Annotated in this window: 19 protein-coding genes, 1 riboswitch and 2 other annotated features; of the genes, 16 read left to right on the top strand and 3 right to left on the bottom strand. The window is 43.5% G+C overall.

Going from position 1 to position 18,271, the window contains the following annotated elements:
* Positions 1–292: 292 nt before the first annotated feature.
* Positions 293–388: riboswitch (purine riboswitch) on the bottom strand.
* A gap of 233 nt (positions 389–621) precedes the next feature.
* Together HMPREF2628_RS08315 and HMPREF2628_RS08310 are read right to left on the bottom strand one after the other, a co-directional pair.
* The gene (locus HMPREF2628_RS08315) at positions 622–1,008 is read right to left on the bottom strand and encodes a bleomycin resistance protein (RefSeq protein ID WP_070842881.1); all 387 of its coding nucleotides are present in this window, start codon (positions 1,006–1,008) and stop codon (positions 622–624) included.
* Positions 1,009–1,019: 11 nt separating this feature from the next.
* On the bottom strand, positions 1,020–1,847 hold the full coding sequence (locus HMPREF2628_RS08310) for an exodeoxyribonuclease III (RefSeq protein ID WP_070842893.1): 828 nt from the start codon (positions 1,845–1,847) through the stop codon (positions 1,020–1,022).
* Between the two features lie 133 nt (positions 1,848–1,980).
* On the opposite strand from HMPREF2628_RS08310, the gene HMPREF2628_RS08305 reads away from it, so the two are divergent.
* The 14 genes from HMPREF2628_RS08305 (at position 1,981) to trpA (ending at position 16,759) form a co-directional block, all read left to right on the top strand.
* The gene (locus tag HMPREF2628_RS08305) at positions 1,981–2,436 is read left to right on the top strand and encodes a DUF3290 family protein (protein WP_070842880.1); all 456 of its coding nucleotides are present in this window, start codon (positions 1,981–1,983) and stop codon (positions 2,434–2,436) included.
* Complete coding sequence (locus HMPREF2628_RS08300) at positions 2,433–3,068, top strand: DUF421 domain-containing protein (RefSeq protein WP_070842879.1); 636 nt, start codon at positions 2,433–2,435, stop codon at positions 3,066–3,068. The genes HMPREF2628_RS08305 and HMPREF2628_RS08300 overlap by 4 nt, the downstream gene beginning before the upstream one ends.
* Before the next feature lie 54 nt (positions 3,069–3,122).
* Positions 3,123–4,868: an ABC transporter ATP-binding protein gene (locus HMPREF2628_RS08295; RefSeq protein WP_070842878.1), complete on the top strand. Its 1,746-nt coding sequence runs from the start codon at positions 3,123–3,125 to the stop codon at positions 4,866–4,868.
* Positions 4,858–6,600, top strand: a complete 1,743-nt coding sequence (locus HMPREF2628_RS08290; protein ID WP_070842877.1) for an ABC transporter ATP-binding protein — start codon at positions 4,858–4,860, stop codon at positions 6,598–6,600. The genes HMPREF2628_RS08295 and HMPREF2628_RS08290 overlap by 11 nt, the downstream gene beginning before the upstream one ends.
* Positions 6,601–6,731: 131 nt before the next feature.
* Positions 6,732–7,424 (top strand): sugar transferase, encoded by a 693-nt coding sequence (locus tag HMPREF2628_RS08285; protein WP_070842876.1) that lies wholly within the window; start codon positions 6,732–6,734, stop codon positions 7,422–7,424.
* A gap of 42 nt (positions 7,425–7,466) precedes the next feature.
* Positions 7,467–8,696 (top strand): DegT/DnrJ/EryC1/StrS family aminotransferase, encoded by a 1,230-nt coding sequence (locus HMPREF2628_RS08280; protein WP_070842875.1) that lies wholly within the window; start codon positions 7,467–7,469, stop codon positions 8,694–8,696.
* Positions 8,697–8,730: 34 nt separating this feature from the next.
* Positions 8,731–8,961, top strand: a binding site (T-box leader).
* Positions 8,962–9,027: 66 nt separating this feature from the next.
* Entirely contained in the window at positions 9,028–10,206 is a 1,179-nt protein-coding gene (trpB, locus tag HMPREF2628_RS08275) for a tryptophan synthase subunit beta (protein ID WP_004262199.1), read from the top strand.
* Positions 10,197–10,428: a binding site (T-box leader), on the top strand. Its footprint overlaps the gene before it by 10 nt.
* A gap of 71 nt (positions 10,429–10,499) precedes the next feature.
* Positions 10,500–11,861, top strand: a complete 1,362-nt coding sequence (gene trpE / locus HMPREF2628_RS08265) for an anthranilate synthase component I (RefSeq protein ID WP_070842874.1) — start codon at positions 10,500–10,502, stop codon at positions 11,859–11,861.
* Positions 11,858–12,424 carry an aminodeoxychorismate/anthranilate synthase component II gene (locus tag HMPREF2628_RS08260; RefSeq protein WP_070842873.1) on the top strand — a complete coding sequence of 189 codons (567 nt, stop codon included), beginning with the start codon at positions 11,858–11,860 and terminating at the stop codon, positions 12,422–12,424. The genes trpE and HMPREF2628_RS08260 overlap by 4 nt, the downstream gene beginning before the upstream one ends.
* Positions 12,425–12,434: 10 nt before the next feature.
* The gene (gene trpD, locus HMPREF2628_RS08255) at positions 12,435–13,439 is read left to right on the top strand and encodes an anthranilate phosphoribosyltransferase (protein ID WP_042750576.1); all 1,005 of its coding nucleotides are present in this window, start codon (positions 12,435–12,437) and stop codon (positions 13,437–13,439) included.
* Complete coding sequence (trpC, locus tag HMPREF2628_RS08250) at positions 13,436–14,203, top strand: indole-3-glycerol phosphate synthase TrpC (RefSeq protein WP_070842872.1); 768 nt, start codon at positions 13,436–13,438, stop codon at positions 14,201–14,203. Before trpD ends, trpC begins: the two co-directional genes overlap by 4 nt.
* Positions 14,190–14,789 (top strand): phosphoribosylanthranilate isomerase, encoded by a 600-nt coding sequence (locus HMPREF2628_RS08245; protein ID WP_070842871.1) that lies wholly within the window; start codon positions 14,190–14,192, stop codon positions 14,787–14,789. The genes trpC and HMPREF2628_RS08245 overlap by 14 nt, the downstream gene beginning before the upstream one ends.
* Positions 14,767–15,990 (top strand): tryptophan synthase subunit beta, encoded by a 1,224-nt coding sequence (trpB, locus tag HMPREF2628_RS08240; RefSeq protein WP_000331265.1) that lies wholly within the window; start codon positions 14,767–14,769, stop codon positions 15,988–15,990. Before HMPREF2628_RS08245 ends, trpB (HMPREF2628_RS08240) begins: the two co-directional genes overlap by 23 nt.
* Positions 15,983–16,759, top strand: a complete 777-nt coding sequence (gene trpA, locus HMPREF2628_RS08235; RefSeq protein ID WP_070842870.1) for a tryptophan synthase subunit alpha — start codon at positions 15,983–15,985, stop codon at positions 16,757–16,759. Before trpB (HMPREF2628_RS08240) ends, trpA begins: the two co-directional genes overlap by 8 nt.
* On the opposite strand, the gene HMPREF2628_RS08230 is transcribed toward trpA, so the two are convergent.
* Complete coding sequence (locus tag HMPREF2628_RS08230) at positions 16,731–17,390, bottom strand: prepilin peptidase (RefSeq protein ID WP_070842869.1); 660 nt, start codon at positions 17,388–17,390, stop codon at positions 16,731–16,733. The two genes, trpA and HMPREF2628_RS08230, sit on opposite strands and share 29 nt — an antisense overlap.
* Before the next feature lie 69 nt (positions 17,391–17,459).
* Between HMPREF2628_RS08230 and HMPREF2628_RS08225 the strand changes: the two genes are divergently transcribed.
* Together HMPREF2628_RS08225 and HMPREF2628_RS08220 are read left to right on the top strand one after the other, a co-directional pair.
* On the top strand, positions 17,460–17,915 hold the full coding sequence (locus tag HMPREF2628_RS08225; RefSeq protein WP_033687271.1) for a GNAT family N-acetyltransferase: 456 nt from the start codon (positions 17,460–17,462) through the stop codon (positions 17,913–17,915).
* An 18-nt stretch (positions 17,916–17,933) separates the two neighbouring features.
* Complete coding sequence (locus HMPREF2628_RS08220) at positions 17,934–18,227, top strand: transposase (protein WP_306806765.1); 294 nt, start codon at positions 17,934–17,936, stop codon at positions 18,225–18,227.
* The last annotated feature ends 44 nt before the right edge of the window (positions 18,228–18,271 follow it).

The raw sequence follows: 18,271 nt of genomic DNA, 5'->3' as shown, positions 1-18,271 counted from the left end.
TTGGTTAAATGTTTCTATGGTGATCCAGTTTGCTAGTACTATATATTTGATAAAACTAGTACGAGCGAAGCGAGTCTTATCAAATATTTCCCGTTGTAGTGGTATCATAGACAATAAGTTTGTTATTGTCTATGACGGAATTTTTGAGACTTTTGGCTCAAAAATTAGGGATGAAATTCCAAAGGAAGTTGCTCCCGTCCGCACTAATTAAGGGAAATATTAAAAATATTCAAAAAGGACCTACTTAATCTCTAAGTAAGTCCCCAAAATAGGTATGGCAAAAACGACCATACCTCCAAGATAACTTACTTATTGTTAGGTGTTCCGGCACCTTGTAGAAACGTCGCGCCAATTCACGACATAAACAAGTAAAACGATATTCAATTTTAAATAGGCTTGAGCCAATGTTTTTATTTTACACTAAATAACTTTAGAAATCAAATATTTTGTTAGTGTTTTGGTTTAAAAAACGAACAAACATAATAATAATGGGAGAAAATTAACTTATTGGCTAACATTTAGAAGGTTTTTCCATCATAAAAGGCATATTATCAAGATTTTTCAAGACTTGACAATATGCCTTTTTCTAACTTTAAAGACTTTTTCCCAATCTTTATTATTCTACTCGCTAAATCTTAAAAAATAACCATCAGGATCCAAAACTGCAAACTCATGAGGATAGATATAGTAATCTCCAACACGAAACTTTCTTTTAGTTAAGGGACGATGGATAGGATAGTCAGCTTCTAGCAGTTTTTGGTGGAGCTGAGGAACATCTGCAATGCCAAAGGAAATATTGACACCGCGCCCGAAAGGATAGGTCAGCTGAGCTAATTCTTCTGCGCTGCCTTCTTCTAGCATAAGTTGGCAGTCTTCAAGCGAGAGGAAGAGAAATTTCTCCTCTGGACGCTCGTATTCGACAGAGAAGCCCAGCAAGTCACAGTAGAAGTAGCGCGACTTTTCGATGTTGGATACCACAAATTCGGGGATGACAGCTTGATAGTCCATTAGCTTTCTCCTTAGAGTTCAATCTCCAAGACAATGGGTGTATGGTCTTGTCGAGCACCTGAGTCAATCATATCTGACTTGGTCACCTTGTCAGCGATACGATTACTTGTGAGCCAGTAGTCGATTCTCCAGCCTGTATTGTTGATTTTGGAAGTCTTGCTGCGTTGTGCCCACCAAGTGTAGCGTTCTGGAACATCGCCGTGAATGTGGCGGAAGGTATCAGTAAATCCAGTTGCTAAAAGGTTAGTAAATCCAGCACGCTCCTCGTCGGTAAATCCTGGTGAACGGCGGTTGCTAGCAGGATTTGCAAGGTCAATCTCATTGTGGGCCACATTGTAGTCACCGGTTGCAAGGACTGGTTTTTCTTTGTCTAGTTGAGCCAAATACTCAGCATATTTGACATCCCATACTTGACGTTCTTCCAAACGTTTGAGGCCGTCGCCAGCGTTTGGAGTGTAAACTTGGGTCACGAAAAATTCATCAAATTCTAGAGTGATGATGCGACCTTCTAAGTCCATGGTAGAAGGGGCACCGATTTCTGGAAAAGTGACAGTGGGTGTGAGTTCTTTCTTATAAAGGAACATGGTTCCAGCATAGCCTTTGCGGGCAGGTTCTTGAGAAGAACGCCACGTGTTTTCGTAGTTTGGAAAGAGTTCAGCTAAAATTTCCAAGTGTTTTTTAGTAGGACCCTTGGCAGAAAGCTTGGTTTCTTGGATAGCGATGATATCAGCATTTTCAGCGACCAAGGTTTGTAGTACTTCTTGGGACAATTTGGCACGAGTTGAGTCACTAGTTAGGGCAGCATTGAGGGAATCAATATTCCATGAGATGAGTTTCATAAAGTTACCTTTTTCATTCAGATTATAGATTTTATTATACCAAAAAAAGGTCCATTTCCCCAACGTATGGCTTGAAAAATCACTCTCTTTCGTTTATAATTAAGAATGATTTTATGAAAGGGAGTGAAAATAAATGAAATTTTACTCATATGACTATGTACTTAGCCAAATCAGTCAGCAAAATGGCATCATGATTGGCTTTGGAATTGTTCTCCTAGCTATCACAGGATTTTTTGCTTTTAAAGCCTATCGAGATAAAAAGGGGACTAAGTTTCGGGAATTGGTCATGATTTTGGCCTTGACCTTGGTGGCCATGCTTTTGGTGACAATCTCAAAATACCAGACCAATCAAGCCTCTAACAACCAATTTCAAACCTCCCTTCATTTCATAGAGGTTGTTTCCAAAGACTTGGGAGTGGATAAATCAGAAGTTTATGTCAATACTTCTGCAGCCACTGATGGAGCGCTTGTCAAGGTAGGTCCAAATTTCTACCGTGCCATGAACGGGAGCGAGCCAGACAAGTATCTTTTAGAGAAATTAGAATTGAATCAAACAGACGCTATTGAATTGGTGGAGGTAAATAAATGACACTCAACTATATGGAAATTTTAATCAAACTGGCCTTGGGGCTCTTCTCGCTTGTTTTTGTTATCAATGTGACAGGAAAGGGGAACCTAGCACCTAACTCTGCGACAGACCAAATTCAGAACTATGTTCTCGGTGGTATCATCGGTGGGGTGATTTACAATAGTTCTATCAGTATTCTCCAGTATGCAGTGATTTTGATGATGTGGACGATTTTGGTCTTGACCCTCAAGTGGCTCAATAACAATGTTCGTTTTGTGAAACGCTTGATTGATGGTAAACCGACTCTGCTCATCAAAAATGGGCAGATTGACCCAGAAGCCTGTCGTTCAGTTGGTTTGTCTGCGGCAGAAGTTGCTCTCAAACTTCGTAGCCAAGGAATTTTCCAGATGAAGCAAGTTAAACGAGCTGTGCAGGAGCAAAATGGCCAACTCATCGTGGTCCAAATGGGAGATGAAAATCCTAAGTATCCAGTTGTGACTGACGGTGTGATCCAAGTAGATGTTTTGGAATCGATTGGTCGTAACGAAGAATGGCTGCTTGATAACCTCAACAAGCAAGGACATGACAATGTAGCTAATATCTTTATCGCTGAGTATGACAAGGGTGCCGTTACAGTCGTAACCTATGAATAAGAAAAACCTGGGGTCTTGGCCTCAGGTTTCTATTTGCAATCAGAAAGGGATTTTATGTCCATTATTCAAAAACTTTGGTGGTTTTTCAAGTTAGAAAAACGCCGTTATTTAGTCGGGATTGTGGCCCTGGTCTCGGTTTCCATCCTCAATCTAATTCCCCCCATGGTCATGGGGCGGGTTATTGATGCTATCACATCGGGGAAATTAACCCAGCAGGACCTCCTTTTTGACCTATTTTACTTGCTTCTTGCAGCCTTTGGTATGTACTATCTGCGCTATGTTTGGCGTATGTATATCCTCGGGACTTCCTACCGTTTGGGACAGATTATGCGCTCTCGCTTATTTGAGCATTTTACAAAAATGTCTCCAGCTTTTTATCAGACTTATCGGACAGGGGACCTGATGGCGCATGCCACCAACGATATCAATGCCTTGACTCGTCTGGCAGGAGGCGGTGTCATGTCTGCGGTGGATGCCTCTATCACGGCTTTAGTGACCTTGATGACCATGCTCTTTAGCATTTCATGGCAAATGACCTTGGTTGCCATTCTGCCCCTGCCTTTCATGGCTTATGCGACCAGTCGTCTAGGGAGAAAGACCCACAAGGCTTTTGGTGAATCGCAGACTGCCTTTTCTGAACTCAATAACAAGGTGCAGGAGTCTGTATCAGGTATCAAAGTGACCAAGTCTTTCGGTTACCAGGCGGACGAGCTCAAGTCCTTTCAGGCAGTCAATGAATTGACCTTCCAAAAGAACCTGCAAACCATGAAATACGATAGTCTCTTTGACCCCATGGTTCTCTTATTTGTTGGTTCCTCCTATGTTTTAACGCTCTTGGTCGGCTCCTTGATGGTTCAGAAAGGGCAAATCACGGTTGGGAATCTGGTCACCTTTATCAGCTACTTGGATATGCTGGTTTGGCCTCTTATGGCTATTGGTTTCCTCTTTAATATCACTCAGCGAGGGAAGGTTTCCTATCAGCGGATTGAGGAACTTTTGTCTCAGGAATCACCTGTACAAGACCCTGAGTTTCCTTTAGATGGAATTGAAAACGGGCGCTTGCAGTATGCCATTGATAGCTTTGCCTTTGAAAATGAGGAAACACTGACAAATGTTCACTTTAGTTTGGGAAAAGGGCAAACCCTGGGCTTGGTTGGTCAGACAGGCTCTGGAAAAACGTCCTTGATTAAGCTTCTCTTGCGTGAGTACGATGTGGATGAGGGAGCCATTTATCTAAACGGTCACGATATTCGCGATTATCGTCTGACAGATCTTCGTAGTCTTATGGGCTATGTTCCTCAGGATCAGTTCCTCTTTGCGACTTCGATTTTAGATAATATCCGCTTTGGCAATCCTAACTTGCCCCTTTCAGCGGTCGAGGAAGCGACTAAGCTAGCCCAAGTTTACCAAGATATTGTAGCTATGCCCCAAGGATTTAATACGCTGATTGGTGAAAAGGGTGTCAGTCTTTCTGGTGGTCAAAAGCAACGTCTGGCTATGAGTCGAGCTATGATTTTAGACCCAGATATTTTGATTTTAGATGATTCCTTATCGGCCGTGGATGCCAAGACAGAGTATGCAATTATCGACAATCTCAAGGAAACACGTCAGGACAAGACAACCATTATCACAGCGCATCGCCTCAGTGCGGTTGTCCATGCAGATCTGATCTTGGTTCTGCAAAATGGTCAAATTATCGAACGGGGTACACACGATGACCTGCTAGCCTTGGATGGCTGGTATGCCCAAACCTATCAGTCTCAGCAGTTGGAAATGAAAGGAGAAGAAGATGCAGAATAAACAAGAACAATGGGCTGTATTGAAGCGCTTGATGTCCTATCTCAAGCCCTATGGACTCCTGACCTTTTTGGCACTAAGCTTTCTCCTAGCGACTACGGTCATTAAAAGTGTCATTCCCCTTGTGGCCTCCCACTTTATCGACCAGTATCTCAGCAATCTCAACCAACTCGCTGTGACCGTTTTGCTGGCCTACTATGGCCTTTATATCCTACAAACTCTGGTCCAGTATGTCGGCAATCTTCTCTTTGCGCGCGTGTCCTACAGTATTGTTAGGGATATTCGTCGTGATGCCTTTTCCAATATGGAGAAACTGGGCATGTCTTACTTTGACAAGACGCCAGCAGGCTCCATCGTCTCTCGTTTGACAAATGACACTGAGACTATCAGTGATATGTTTTCGGGAATTTTATCTAGCTTTATCTCAGCAGTTTTCATCTTTCTGACAACTCTTTATACCATGTTGGTATTGGATTTCCGTTTGACAGCATTAGTCTTGCTCTTTCTCCCCTTGATTTTCCTTTTGGTCAATCTCTATCGGAAAAAATCAGTGAAAATCATTGAGAAAACCAGAAGTCTCTTGTCAGATATCAATAGTAAGCTGGCTGAAAACATTGAGGGAATCAGAATAATCCAGGCCTTTAATCAAGAGAAGCGCCTACAGTCAGAGTTTGATGAAATCAACCAAAAACACTTGGTCTATGCCTACCGTTCTGTAGCCTTGGATGCCCTCTTTTTGCGCCCTGCCATGAGTTTACTTAAACTCCTAGGCTATGCTGTCTTGATGGCCTACTTTGGCTATCGTGGACTTTATCTGGGAATAACGGCAGGAACCATGTATGCCTTTATTCAGTACATCAACCGCCTTTTTGATCCCTTGATTGAAGTAACGCAAAACTTTTCAACCCTCCAAACTTCCATGGTTTCTGCAGGCCGTGTCTTTGCCTTGATTGACGAGAGGACCTATGAGCCCCTTCAAGAAGATGGGCAGGCTAAAGTCAAAGAAGGCAATATTCGTTTTGAACATGTGTGTTTCTCATATGACGGGAAACACCAGATTCTGGATGACATTTCTTTCTCTGTTAATAAGGGTGAAACCATTGCCTTTGTAGGTCATACAGGTTCAGGGAAATCTTCGATTATCAATGTCCTCATGCGCTTTTATGAATTTCAGTCAGGGCGAGTTCTCTTGGATGATGTGGATATCCGGGACTACAGTCAGGAGGAGTTGAGAAAAAACATCGGTCTAGTCTTGCAGGATCCCTTCCTCTATCATGGAACCATTAAGTCCAATATCGCCATGTACCAAGATATCAGCGATGAGCAGGTCCAGGCTGCAGCAGCCTTCGTGGATGCAGATTCCTTTATTCAAGAACTTCCTCAGGGTTACGCTTCCCCTGTTTCTGAGCGTGGTTCGAGCTTCTCTACTGGGCAGCGCCAGCTTCTAGCCTTTGCTAGAACAGTCGCCAGTCAGCCTAAAATCCTGATTTTGGATGAAGCGACAGCCAATATTGACTCTGAAACAGAAAGTTTGGTTCAAGCTTCTCTGGCTAAGATGAGACAGGGACGGACAACCATTGCTATCGCTCACCGCCTTTCTACCATCCAAGACGCCAACTGTATCTATGTATTGGACAAGGGGCGCATCATCGAGAGTGGAACCCATGAGGAACTCTTGGCCTTGGGAGGGACCTATCACAAGATGTATAGCTTGCAGGCAGGAGCCATGTCCTAATACTCTTTGATTTTCATTGAGTATAAGAAGGAAAATCCGTCAAATTACAGATTTCTTTCACCGCCTTTTCCATTTTGTGGTATAATGAAAAATGTTGACAAATAGTATAATAAAAACAAAGGAGAAACAGCATGCTGAAATGGGAAGACTTGCCCGTGGAAATGAAATCAAGCGAGGTTGAGTCTTACTACCAGCTTGTCTCTAAAAGGAAGGGTTCGCTGATTTTCAAGCGTTGTTTGGACTGGGTTTTGGCCTTGGTTGTACTGGTTCTGACCTCTCCTATCTTTCTCATTTTGAGCATTTGGATCAAGTTGGATAGCAAGGGGCCGGTGATTTACAAGCAAGAGCGCGTGACCCAGTACAATCGACCTTTCAAGATTTGGAAGTTCCGTACCATGGTGACGGATGCGGATAAACAAGGGAGTCTGGTGACTTCTGCTAACGATAGTCGTATTACCAAGGTTGGCAATTTTATCCGCCGTGTCCGTTTGGACGAACTGCCTCAGCTGGTCAATGTTCTTAAAGGTGAGATGTCCTTTGTAGGGACGCGTCCTGAAGTGCCTCGTTACACAGAGCAGTATAGCCCTGAGATGATGGCAACCTTGCTTTTGCCAGCAGGGATTACCTCTCCAGCCAGCATCAACTACAAGGATGAGGACACTATCATCAGTCAAATGACGGAGAAAGGTCTGTCGGTTGACCAAGCCTATGTCGAACACGTCCTTCCTGAAAAGATGCGCTATAACCTCGACTATCTCCGAGAGTTTAGTTTCCTTGGAGACATCAAAATCATGTTTCAAACCGTGTTTGAAGTGCTAAAATAAAGTAGTCATGAGAAAATGAGTACAGATAAAAGGAGCAAATCAATGCCAAATTACAATATTCCATTTTCACCACCCGATATTACGGAAGCAGAAATTGCTGAAGTAGCGGATACCCTGCGTTCTGGTTGGATTACAACAGGTCCTAAGACAAAAGAACTGGAGCGTCGCTTGTCTCAATACACACAGACGCCCAAGACTGTCTGTCTTAACTCTGCGACTGCCGCGCTTGAGTTGATTTTGCGCGTCTTGGAAGTTGGACCTGGTGATGAAGTCATCGTTCCAGCCATGACCTATACAGCTTCATGTAGTGTTATCACTCACGTAGGGGCGACCCCTGTCATGGTGGATATCCAAGCAGATACTTTTGAAATGGACTATGACTTGCTTGAGCAAGCTATCACTGAAAAGACTAAAGTGATTATCCCAGTAGAACTTGCAGGGATTGTTTGCGATTATGACCGTTTGTTCCAAGTTGTGGAGAAGAAACGCGACCTTTTTGCTGCTTCAAGCAAGTGGCAACAGGCCTTTAATCGTATCGTGATTGTTTCTGATAGTGCCCATGCTTTGGGATCAACTTATAAAGGGCAACCTGCTGGTTCTATCGCTGACTTTACTTCCTTCTCATTCCATGCCGTTAAGAACTTTACAACTGCTGAGGGAGGAAGTGCGACTTGGAAAGCCAATCCAGCGATTGATGACGAAGAAATGTACAAGGAATTCCAAATTCTTTCCCTTCACGGACAAACTAAGGATGCCCTTGCTAAGATGCAACTGGGCTCATGGGAATACGATATCGTCACACCAGCCTACAAGTGCAATATGACAGATATCATGGCTTCCCTTGGTTTGGTACAATTGGACCGTTACCCTAGCTTGCTTGACCGTCGTAAGGAAATCGTGGATCGCTATGATCGTGGTTTTGCAGGTTCTCGTATTCATCCATTGGCACACAAGACTGATACTGTAGAATCTTCACGCCACCTCTACATCACCCATGTAGAAGGAGCGAGCTTAGAAGAACGCAATCTTATCATCCAAGAATTAGCTAAAGCAGGAATTGCAAGTAATGTACACTACAAACCACTTCCGCTCTTGACAGCCTATAAGAATCTTGGCTTTGATATGGCGAATTATCCTAAGGCTTATGCCTTCTTTGAAAATGAAATTACGCTCCCTCTTCACACTAAATTAAGCGATGAAGAAGTGGACTATATCATTGAGACTTTCAAAACAGTTTCTGAAAAAGTGCTAACTTCATCAAAAAAATTGTAAAAAAGTCTTGACAAAGGAAAAACAAAATATTAAAATAAGCTCAATAAATCAGAAAAGTAACTATTTTTGATCTTCAGGGAGCCTGTGGTGATTGTGAACAGGTGGTTGGAAGTAGTGAAAGTGGGCTGATTTTAAAAATGAATTTGAAACAATGAAAATTCGGTGCGCACACCTTACAGTGCAACTTGTTGTTAGACAAGGTAGAGATGTAAAGGGGATAGTCCCTTTATAATTGAGGTGGCACCGCGTTACCAACGCCCTCACGCAGAAGTAGATTCTGTGTGTGGGCTTTTTTCATATCTTGAAATCAATACAGAAAGAGGAAATTTTTATGACAACTAAAGGTTATTTTGGACAATTTGGTGGTAGTTTTGTACCGGAGCCGATTCAGGCTTTGTTGGATGAGTTGGAAGTGACATTTGACAAGTACAAGGATGATCCAGAATTTTTGGCAGAATTTCGCCATTACTTAAAGGACTATTCAGGTCGCGAAACACCGCTCTATTTTGCGGAAAGTTTGACAGAGCACCTAGGTGGCGCTAAGATTTATCTCAAACGTGAAGACCTTAACCACCTTGGTTCTCACAAGCTCAACAACGTTTTAGGACAAATTCTTCTTGCTAAACGCATGGGCAAAAAACGAGTAATCGCAGAAACAGGAGCTGGTCAGCACGGGGTTGCGACGGCGGCAGCTGCAGCTAAGTTTGGTATGGCTTGTGATGTCTACATGGGGGCAGAAGATGTGGAACGTCAACGTCTCAATGTTTTCCGTATGGAGATGATGGGAGCAACTGTTCACGCAGTTGAAACAGGGACTCGTACCCTCAAAGATGCTGTTGATGCAGCCTTTGGAGCATGGATGAATGACCTTGAAGCCTTCTATGTTCTGGGATCTGCTGTGGGACCTCACCCATATCCAACCATTGTTCATGAGTTCCAAAAGGTCATCAGTGAAGAATCTCGCCGTCAAATCTTAGAAAAAGAAGGTCGTTTACCAGACTACGTTATTGCCTGTGTAGGTGGTGGTTCTAATGCTATTGGTGCATTTTCTCAGTATGTGGCTGATGAAGAAGTCAAATTGGTTGGGGTTGAAGCTGCTGGTCACGGACTTGACACAGACAAGCACGCAGCTACTATGACAAAAGGTAGTATCGGAATTGTTGACGGTATGAAGACCTATGCAGTCTTTAAGGAAGATGGAGAGCTGGCTCCAGTTTACTCTATCTCAGCTGGATTGGACTATCCAGGGGTTGGCCCAGAACACGCCTACTTCAAAGATTCAGGTCGCGTGGAATATGTTGCAGCGACGGATGAAGAAGCTGTTCAGGCTCTCCTCCTTCTCAGCAAGACAGAAGGGATTATCCCAGCGATTGAAAGTTCGCACGCTATCGCAGAAGCAGTTAAACGTGCACCGAAACTAAGTAAAGACGACATTATCATCATCAATGTCTCTGGTCGTGGAGACAAGGACGTAGCTGCGATAGCAGATTACCTAGAAGCTAAAAAATAAAAGATGGAAAAATTACAGTCCTTTCTCTCACAGAGAGCTTGTGGTTGCTGGAAACAAGCAGAGAAAGCTGTAAGGTTGGGTCCATCTGAAACGAGAGAAGAAAACATAATTCTCAAGGGAGTGCCCTTTATCGCACAGCCTGTTACAGAATCTTTCTAAGACAGGAATGAGAGATAGGAGAAATCCTATAATTGAGGTGGCACCGCGAATTTCGTCCTCACGCAAGTTATTTTGCGTGGGGATTTTTCATACAGTCGCCACGGACTAGAAGTAGAACTGAAAGGGAAATTACAATGGAACGAATCATTCATGGAGATGTCTTATCACCAATCTTGGCTTATATGCGACTAAAGGGGCAACACAAGGTTATCTTAGAAAGTATTCCGAGAGACAAGGAAACAGCTCGTTTTTCTATCTTAGCCTATAATCCAGTTTTTGAGATTAAGTTTGAAAATGGAGTCCTTTATCAAAATGGTCAAGTGATTGATCGGGATCCCTTGGATTTCCTTTATGAAGTGACTCATAAGAGCCAGCACCATTCAGACCTACCTTTTGGTGGTGGGGCAATTGGCTTTGTGGGTTACGATATGATTTCGCTTTATGAAGAAATTGGTCAAATTCCTGAAGATACTATTGGAACACCAGATATGCATTTCTTCGTCTATGAGAGTTACATGGTCTTTGACCACAAGAAGGAAAAAATCCATGTCATTGAGGAAGCTTTCTATAGTGAGCGTAGTCAAGAAGACTTGGAAAAAACCTTGAACCAAGTGCTTGAGGAATTACGCATTCCTGCTCCAAATGAATTTGAAGATTTGGATCTATCTCCGCTGGACTTCAAACCGCATATCGCTCCTCAGAAGTTTGAGGAAATGGTGGAAACAGCTCGTGACTTGATTCGTAATGGGGATATGTTCCAATGTGTACTTAGCCAGCGTTTCTCAGCAGAAGTGACTGGAAATCCATTTGACTTCTACAGAAATCTCCGCGTGACCAATCCTTCTAATTACCTTTATTTCTATGATTTTGGGGATTATCAAATCATCGGAGCTAGTCCAGAAAGTCTGGTTTCTGTCAAAAATGGCATCGTGACAACCAATCCGATTGCAGGGACACGACCAAGAGGTGCTACGGATGAAGAAGACAAGGATTTGGCGACAGACCTGCTTTCGGATGAGAAGGAAACAGCAGAGCATCGGATGTTAGTAGACTTGGGTCGTAATGATATTGGTCGCATCTCTGAAACGGCCAGTGTCCAAGTCACTAAGTATATGGAAGTGGAGCTTTTCCGTTATGTCATGCATTTGACCAGTGTGGTCAAGGGGCGTTTGCTTCCAGAACTCACTGCCATGGATGCTTTGAAAGCAACACTTCCTGCCGGAACAGTTTCAGGAGCACCAAAGATTCGAGCGATGAGACGCATTTATGAACAGGAAACAGAAAAACGTGGCGTATACGCAGGAGCGATCGGCTACTTGTCTGCGACGGGTGATATGGATTTCGCCATTGCCATCCGAACTATGATTCTCAAAAATAAAACAGCCTATGTACAGGCTGGGGCAGGGATTGTCTACGACTCCATCGCCCAAAACGAATACCAAGAAACCATTAACAAGGCTAAATCTATGACTAGAATTGGAGAACTAAGACCATGATTTTATTGATTGATAACTATGATTCTTTTACCTATAACTTGGCCCAATACATTGGGAATTTTGCAGAAGTGCAGGTCTTGAGAAACGATGATCCTAAGCTATATGAAGAAGCTGAAAAAGCAGATGGTCTGGTCTTTTCTCCTGGTCCTGGTTGGCCAGTTGATGCTGGTAAGATGGAAGACATGATTCGTGATTTTGCAGGTAAGAAGCCGATTTTAGGGATTTGTTTGGGCCACCAAGCCATTGCAGAAGTCTTTGGTGGTAAGTTAGGTTTGGCTCCAAAAGTCATGCATGGGAAACAGAGTAATATCAGCTTTGAAGCGCCATCTGTTTTGTATCAAGGTATCGAAGATGGCCGTGCGGTCATGCGTTACCACAGTATTTTGATTGAAGAAATGCCAGAAAACTTTGAAGTGACAGCTCGTTCGACTGATGACCAAGCCATCATGGGGATTCAACATAAAAACCTACCGATTTATGGCTTCCAGTACCATCCAGAGAGCATTGGAACGCCAGATGGCTTGTCTTCTATTCGGAATTTTATCGAGAAGGTTGTAAAGTGAGGAAACTAGGATGAAAGAGATTATTGAAAAACTAGCAAAATTTGAAAATTTATCAGGTGTGGAAATGACGGATGTCATTGAGCGTATCGTAACTGGGCGTGTAACGGAAGCGCAAATTGCTTCTCTCCTTTTGGCTCTTAAGATGAAGGGGGAAACACCTGAAGAACGCACAGCCATTGCCCAAGTCATGAGAGGGCATGCCCAACATATTCCAACTGAGATTCATGATGCCATGGACAACTGTGGTACAGGTGGGGACAAGTCTTTCAGCTTTAACATTTCCACAACTGCAGCCTTTGTCTTGGCTGGTGGCGGTGTTCACATGGCCAAGCATGGTAACCGCTCGATTTCTTCTAAATCTGGTTCTGCAGATGTTCTCGAAGCCTTGGGAATCAACCTGGATCTCAAACCAGCTGAACTAGGTAAGGTTTTTGATAAAACTGGCATCGTCTTTCTCTTTGCAAAAAATATGCATCCAGCTATGAAATACATCATGCCAGCTCGTTTGGAACTAGGAATTCCAACAATCATGAACTTGACTGGTCCTCTGATTCACCCAATGGCTTTGGAAACACAGCTTCTTGGTATTAGTCGTCCAGAACTTCTAGAAAGTACAGCTCAGGTTTTGAAAAATATGGGTCGCAAACGTGCCATCGTTGTTGCTGGACCAGAAGGATTGGACGAAGCTGGTTTGAATGGAACAACCAAAATTGCACTTCTTGAAAATGGCGAAATCACCTTATCAAGCTTTACTCCGGAGGATTTAGGGATGGAGCGCTACGCTATCGAAGATATTCGTGGAGGCAATGCTCAGGAAAATGCAGAAATTTTGCTCAGCGTTCTTAAAAATGAACCAAGTCCATTCTTGGAAACTACAGTTTTAAATGCTGGTCTTGGTTTCTATGCTAATGGTAAAGTAGCTAGTATCAAGGAAGGAGTTGCCTTAGCTCGTCAAGTCATTGCTGGTGGCAAGGCCTTTGAAAAACTCAGACTGTTACAGGAGTACCAAAAATGAGTCAGGAATTTTTAGCACGAATTTTGGAGCAGAAGGCGCGTGAGGTTGAGCAGATGAAGTTGGAGGAAATCCAGCCCCTGCGCCAGACCTATCGCTTGGCAGAATTTTTGAAGAATCACCAGGACCGTTTACAGGTAATTGCTGAAGTCAAGAAAGCTAGCCCTAGTCTGGGAGATATCAATCTAGATGTGGATATTGTGCAACAAGCCCAGACTTATGAAGCGAACGGAGCAGTGATGATTTCTGTTCTGACAGATGAAGTTTTCTTTAAAGGACATTTGGATTATCTACGGGAGATTTCCAGTCAGGTAGAGATTCCGACCCTCAACAAGGATTTTATCATTGATGAAAAGCAAATTATCCGCGCTCGCAATGCAGGTGCGACAGTCATCTTGCTCATTGTGGCTGCCTTGTCAGAAGAACGCCTCAAGGAACTGTATGACTACGCGACAGAGCTTGGTCTGGAAGTCTTAGTGGAGACTCACAATCTAGCTGAACTAGAAGTGGCTCACAGACTTGGTGCCCAGATTATCGGGGTCAATAACCGCAACTTGACCACCTTTGAAGTTGACTTGCAAACCAGTGTAGATTTGGCTAAACATTTCAAAGATGATTGTTTGTACATTTCTGAATCTGCTATTTTCACAGGGCAGGATGCGGAACGAGTAGCACCATACTTTAACGGAATTTTAGTAGGGACAGCTCTCATGCAGGCAGAAGATGTAGCCCAGAGAATCAAGGAGTTGCAGATTGACAAAGGTTAAAATTTGCGGATTATCTACTAAAGAAGCGGTGGAAACAGCCGTTTCAGAAGGAGCCGACTACATCGGTTTTGTCTTTGCACCTAGTAAAAGACAGGTGACCTTGGATCAGGCTGCTGAGCTGGCAAAACTTATTCCTGCAGATGTGAAAAAGGTTGGTGTATTTGTTTCACCAAATCGGGAAGAACTGCTAGAAGTGATTGAAAAAGTTGGTTTGGACTTGGTTCAAGTTCACCGTCAGGTGGCAGATGATTTATTTGAGAATTTGCCTTGTGCCAGTATTCAGGCTGTGCAGGTGGATGGAGAGGGACATGTCCCCAATTCTCAGGCAGACTATCTACTCTTTGATGCCCCTGTGGCTGGGAGTGGCCAGACCTTTGACTGGGCTCAACTGGATACGATTGGACTAACTCAGCCTTTCTTTATCGCAGGTGGGCTTAATGAAGACAATGTAGTAAAAGCAATTCAACACTTTACTCCCTATGCAGTAGATGTATCGAGCGGAGTGGAGACAGATGGACAAAAAGATCATGAAAAGATTAGAAGATTTATAGAGAGGGTAAAGAATGGCATATCAAGAACCAAATAAAGATGGATTTTACGGAAAATTCGGTGGACGTTTCGTCCCAGAAACATTGATGACAGCAGTTTTGGAGTTGGAAAAGGCCTACCGTGAAAGTCAGGCAGATCCAAGTTTCCAAGAGGAATTAAACCAGCTCTTACGCCAGTATGTGGGGCGTGAAACTCCTCTTTACTATGCAAAAAATTTGACTCAGCATATTGGCGGAGCCAAGATTTATCTCAAACGTGAAGACCTCAACCATACAGGGGCCCACAAGATTAACAATGCCTTAGGACAAGTTTTGCTTGCCAAACGCATGGGTAAAAAGAAAATTATCGCTGAAACAGGTGCTGGTCAGCACGGTGTGGCAACTGCAACTGCTGCAGCCCTCTTTAACATGGAATGTACCATCTACATGGGTGAGGAAGATGTCAAACGCCAAGCTCTCAATGTCTTCCGCATGGAGCTTTTGGGAGCCAAGGTCGAGGCTGTGACTGATGGTTCGCGCGTGCTCAAGGATGCGGTCAATGCAGCCCTTCGTTCATGGGTGGCAAATATCGATGATACCCACTATATCCTTGGTTCTGCCTTGGGGCCTCATCCATTCCCAGAAATCGTTCGTGATTTCCAAAGTGTTATTGGTCGAGAAGCTAAACAACAGTACCGTGACTTGACAGGTCAAGATCTGCCAGATGCCCTAGTAGCTTGTGTTGGTGGTGGGTCTAATGCCATCGGTCTCTTCCATCCCTTTGTAGAAGATGAGTCAGTAGCCATGTATGGGGCTGAAGCAGCTGGACTTGGTGTGGATACAGAGCACCACGCTGCTACCTTGACCAAGGGTCGTCCGGGTGTCCTCCACGGTTCTCTTATGGATGTGCTCCAAGATGCTCATGGTCAAATTCTTGAAGCCTTCTCTATCTCAGCAGGATTGGACTATCCTGGTATCGGTCCAGAACATTCTCACTACCACGATATTAAACGTGCCAGCTATGTTCCTGTGACAGACGAGGAAGCCTTGGAAGGATTCCAGCTCTTGTCTCGTGTGGAAGGGATTATCCCAGCATTGGAATCTAGCCATGCCATTGCCTTTGCGGTGAAATTGGCCAAAGAACTCGGTCCAGACAAGTCCATGATTGTCTGTCTATCAGGTCGTGGGGACAAGGATGTGGTCCAAGTCAAAGACCGCTTGGAAGCAGATGCAGCAAAGAAGGGAGAAGCTCATGCCTAAGACACTAACAGAAAAATTAAATGCTATAAAAGCAACTGGAAAAGGAATTTTTGTTCCCTATATCATGGCTGGAGACCACGAGAAAGGTTTGGATGGTCTCGGAGAAACGATTCACTTTTTAGAAGATTTGGGTGTCTCTGCAATTGAAGTGGGCATTCCCTTTTCAGATCCTGTCGCAGATGGACCTGTTATCGAAGAAGCTGGCTTGCGCAGTTTAGCCCACGGGACCTCTACCCAGGCTTTGGTTGAAACCTTGAAAACCATTGAAACAGAGATTCCACTGGTCATTATGACCTACTTCAACCCCCTCTTTCAGTACGATGTGGAGAACTTTGTCAAAGATTTGGCAGATACAGCGGTTAAGGGCTTGATTATTCCAGACTTGCCTCATGAGCATGCCAACTTTGTAGAACCATTTTTGGCAGATACAGATATCGCCTTGATTCCCCTAGTTAGTTTGACGACAGGGATTGAGCGCCAGAAAGAATTAATTAAAGGGGCAGAAGGATTTGTCTATGCTGTTGCCATCAATGGGGTGACAGGGAAATCTGGCAATTACCGCGCAGACTTGGACAAGCACTTGGCACAATTGCATCAAGTGGCCGATATCCCAGTCTTGACAGGTTTTGGCGTATCTAGTCAAGCCGATGTAGAACGCTTCAATGCAGTGTCAGATGGCGTTATCGTCGGTTCAAAAATCGTAAAAGCTCTCCACCAAGGAGAGCCGATTCAGGACTTTATCAAACAAGCAGTAGATTACCAAAAATAATCACACAAGTAGCGAGTAAGAGGAAAGGCACGAAAGGAAGTCTTTCCTTTTTATTTTGCAGGAGAAAGGCTAGAATTCCTGTTGCAGAAGCAAACTGAATCAAGATGAGTAATTCTGTTGCGCTAAAGACGAGAGCACAAGAAGCTAAAAAGAGAAAATCCCCTGCGCCCATGCGGATATCGATAAAATGAGCCAAAAAGCCAAGAGCAAGGAAAAAGACCATGACCAGATTCCAGCCAGAGGAAGCCATGAGGATTAGGTGGAAAGTCATCCAGACCAGTAGGGGATATTCCTGATGGCGAAAGTCGTAGATGCCCAAGGTCAAACCAGCGGTGATTAGGACGACTTGCCCCAAGGAAAGCAATTCCAAAGACCAAGCCAGAAAGAGGAGCCCTAAGCCTAGTTCAAAGAGGGCATACCAGACTGTATAAGGAGATTTGCAGTAGCGACAGCGAAAGCGATTGAGCACTTGCGAGAGAATCGGAATCAAATCTAAGGGGCGCAAGCGAGTCTGACAAGAATCACAGTGACTAGCTGGTCGGATAATGGATTGCTCAGGAAAACGGTCAATGACCAAACCAAGAAAGGAAGCGAGAATGCTACCGACGAGAAAAAAATAAATATCAATCATACTTATCTATTCGTAAAAAATGGGAGAAGTAGTATAATGGAGAAACATAGACAAGATAGTGAGGTCAAGATGACAATTCGTTTTGAAGAAAATGTGAGCCCAGAAAACGCTCAATTCGTATGCCAATGGTCCAACTCCCTTGGCAAATCCTTTCAAGAACAATGGATGGGACCAATGATTCCTTTCCCCTTGACAATTCAAGTTTTGCAAGATTTGGAAGGAATCTTTTCAATCTTTGAAGGACAAGAGTTTGTGGGGGTTATCCAGAAAATCAGGCAAGAAGACAGTAATCTTCATATTGGAAGATTTTTTATCAATCCTCAGAAACAGGGGCAAGGCTTAGGTAGGCAGGCTTTAAGGAAATTTGTTAGTTTGGTCTTTGAAAATAGAGATATAGACAGCATCTCTCTAAATGTCTTCGAGGCAAATCAAAGAGCTCAGAATCTTTACCAAAAAGAAGGATTTGAAATCGTTCAAATAGTTGAAGAACCTGTACGAAAATACATCATGAAAAAGAGGAGGTAGAAATCAAACAGCCTTGAAATCAATGTTGACTGCGATGATGAACCTGAATCAGCCCCTCAAAAGGGTCTGTATATGAATGAACGTTACCAGTGTTTAAAAACTAAAGAATATCAGGCACTTTTATCTTCCAAGGGTAGACAAATTTTCGCTAAACGTAAGATTGATATGAAATCTGTCTTTGGGCAGATAAAGGTTTGTTTGGGTTATAAGAGATGTTATCTGAGAGGTAAGCGCCAAGTGAGAATTGACATGGGATTCGTACTCATGGTCAACAACCTGCTGAAATATAATAAGAGAAAGAGGCAAAATTAAAAAGCTAGAGTTTGAACTGCACCCCAAAAGTTAGACAGAAAAAA

It is taken from the genome of Streptococcus sp. HMSC063B03 (genome assembly GCF_001836965.1).
Lineage (GTDB): Bacteria > Bacillota > Bacilli > Lactobacillales > Streptococcaceae > Streptococcus > Streptococcus pneumoniae_F.
Note: the sequence above shows the minus strand (reverse complement) of the source record. Positions and strands in the feature narration are given on the sequence as shown.

Excerpts from the sequence above, each read along its gene's own strand:
- trpA (WP_070842870.1), top strand. The coding sequence starts at position 15,983 with ATGCCTAAGACACTAACAGAAAAATTAAATGCTATAAAAGCAACTGGA.
- trpD (WP_042750576.1), top strand. The coding sequence starts at position 12,435 with ATGAAAGAGATTATTGAAAAACTAGCAAAATTTGAAAATTTATCAGGT.
- trpE (WP_070842874.1), top strand. The coding sequence starts at position 10,500 with ATGGAACGAATCATTCATGGAGATGTCTTATCACCAATCTTGGCTTAT.
- HMPREF2628_RS08310 (WP_070842893.1), bottom strand. The coding sequence starts at position 1,847 with ATGAAACTCATCTCATGGAATATTGATTCCCTCAATGCTGCCCTAACT.
- trpB (WP_004262199.1), top strand. The coding sequence starts at position 9,028 with ATGACAACTAAAGGTTATTTTGGACAATTTGGTGGTAGTTTTGTACCG.
- trpB (WP_000331265.1), top strand. The coding sequence starts at position 14,767 with ATGGCATATCAAGAACCAAATAAAGATGGATTTTACGGAAAATTCGGT.
- HMPREF2628_RS08305 (WP_070842880.1), top strand. The coding sequence starts at position 1,981 with ATGAAATTTTACTCATATGACTATGTACTTAGCCAAATCAGTCAGCAA.
- HMPREF2628_RS08285 (WP_070842876.1), top strand. The coding sequence starts at position 6,732 with ATGCTGAAATGGGAAGACTTGCCCGTGGAAATGAAATCAAGCGAGGTT.
- HMPREF2628_RS08300 (WP_070842879.1), top strand. The coding sequence starts at position 2,433 with ATGACACTCAACTATATGGAAATTTTAATCAAACTGGCCTTGGGGCTC.
- HMPREF2628_RS08260 (WP_070842873.1), top strand. The coding sequence starts at position 11,858 with ATGATTTTATTGATTGATAACTATGATTCTTTTACCTATAACTTGGCC.
- HMPREF2628_RS08280 (WP_070842875.1), top strand. The coding sequence starts at position 7,467 with ATGCCAAATTACAATATTCCATTTTCACCACCCGATATTACGGAAGCA.
- trpC (WP_070842872.1), top strand. The coding sequence starts at position 13,436 with ATGAGTCAGGAATTTTTAGCACGAATTTTGGAGCAGAAGGCGCGTGAG.
- HMPREF2628_RS08315 (WP_070842881.1), bottom strand. The coding sequence starts at position 1,008 with ATGGACTATCAAGCTGTCATCCCCGAATTTGTGGTATCCAACATCGAA.
- HMPREF2628_RS08225 (WP_033687271.1), top strand. The coding sequence starts at position 17,460 with ATGACAATTCGTTTTGAAGAAAATGTGAGCCCAGAAAACGCTCAATTC.
- HMPREF2628_RS08290 (WP_070842877.1), top strand. The coding sequence starts at position 4,858 with ATGCAGAATAAACAAGAACAATGGGCTGTATTGAAGCGCTTGATGTCC.
- HMPREF2628_RS08230 (WP_070842869.1), bottom strand. The coding sequence starts at position 17,390 with ATGATTGATATTTATTTTTTTCTCGTCGGTAGCATTCTCGCTTCCTTT.
- HMPREF2628_RS08295 (WP_070842878.1), top strand. The coding sequence starts at position 3,123 with ATGTCCATTATTCAAAAACTTTGGTGGTTTTTCAAGTTAGAAAAACGC.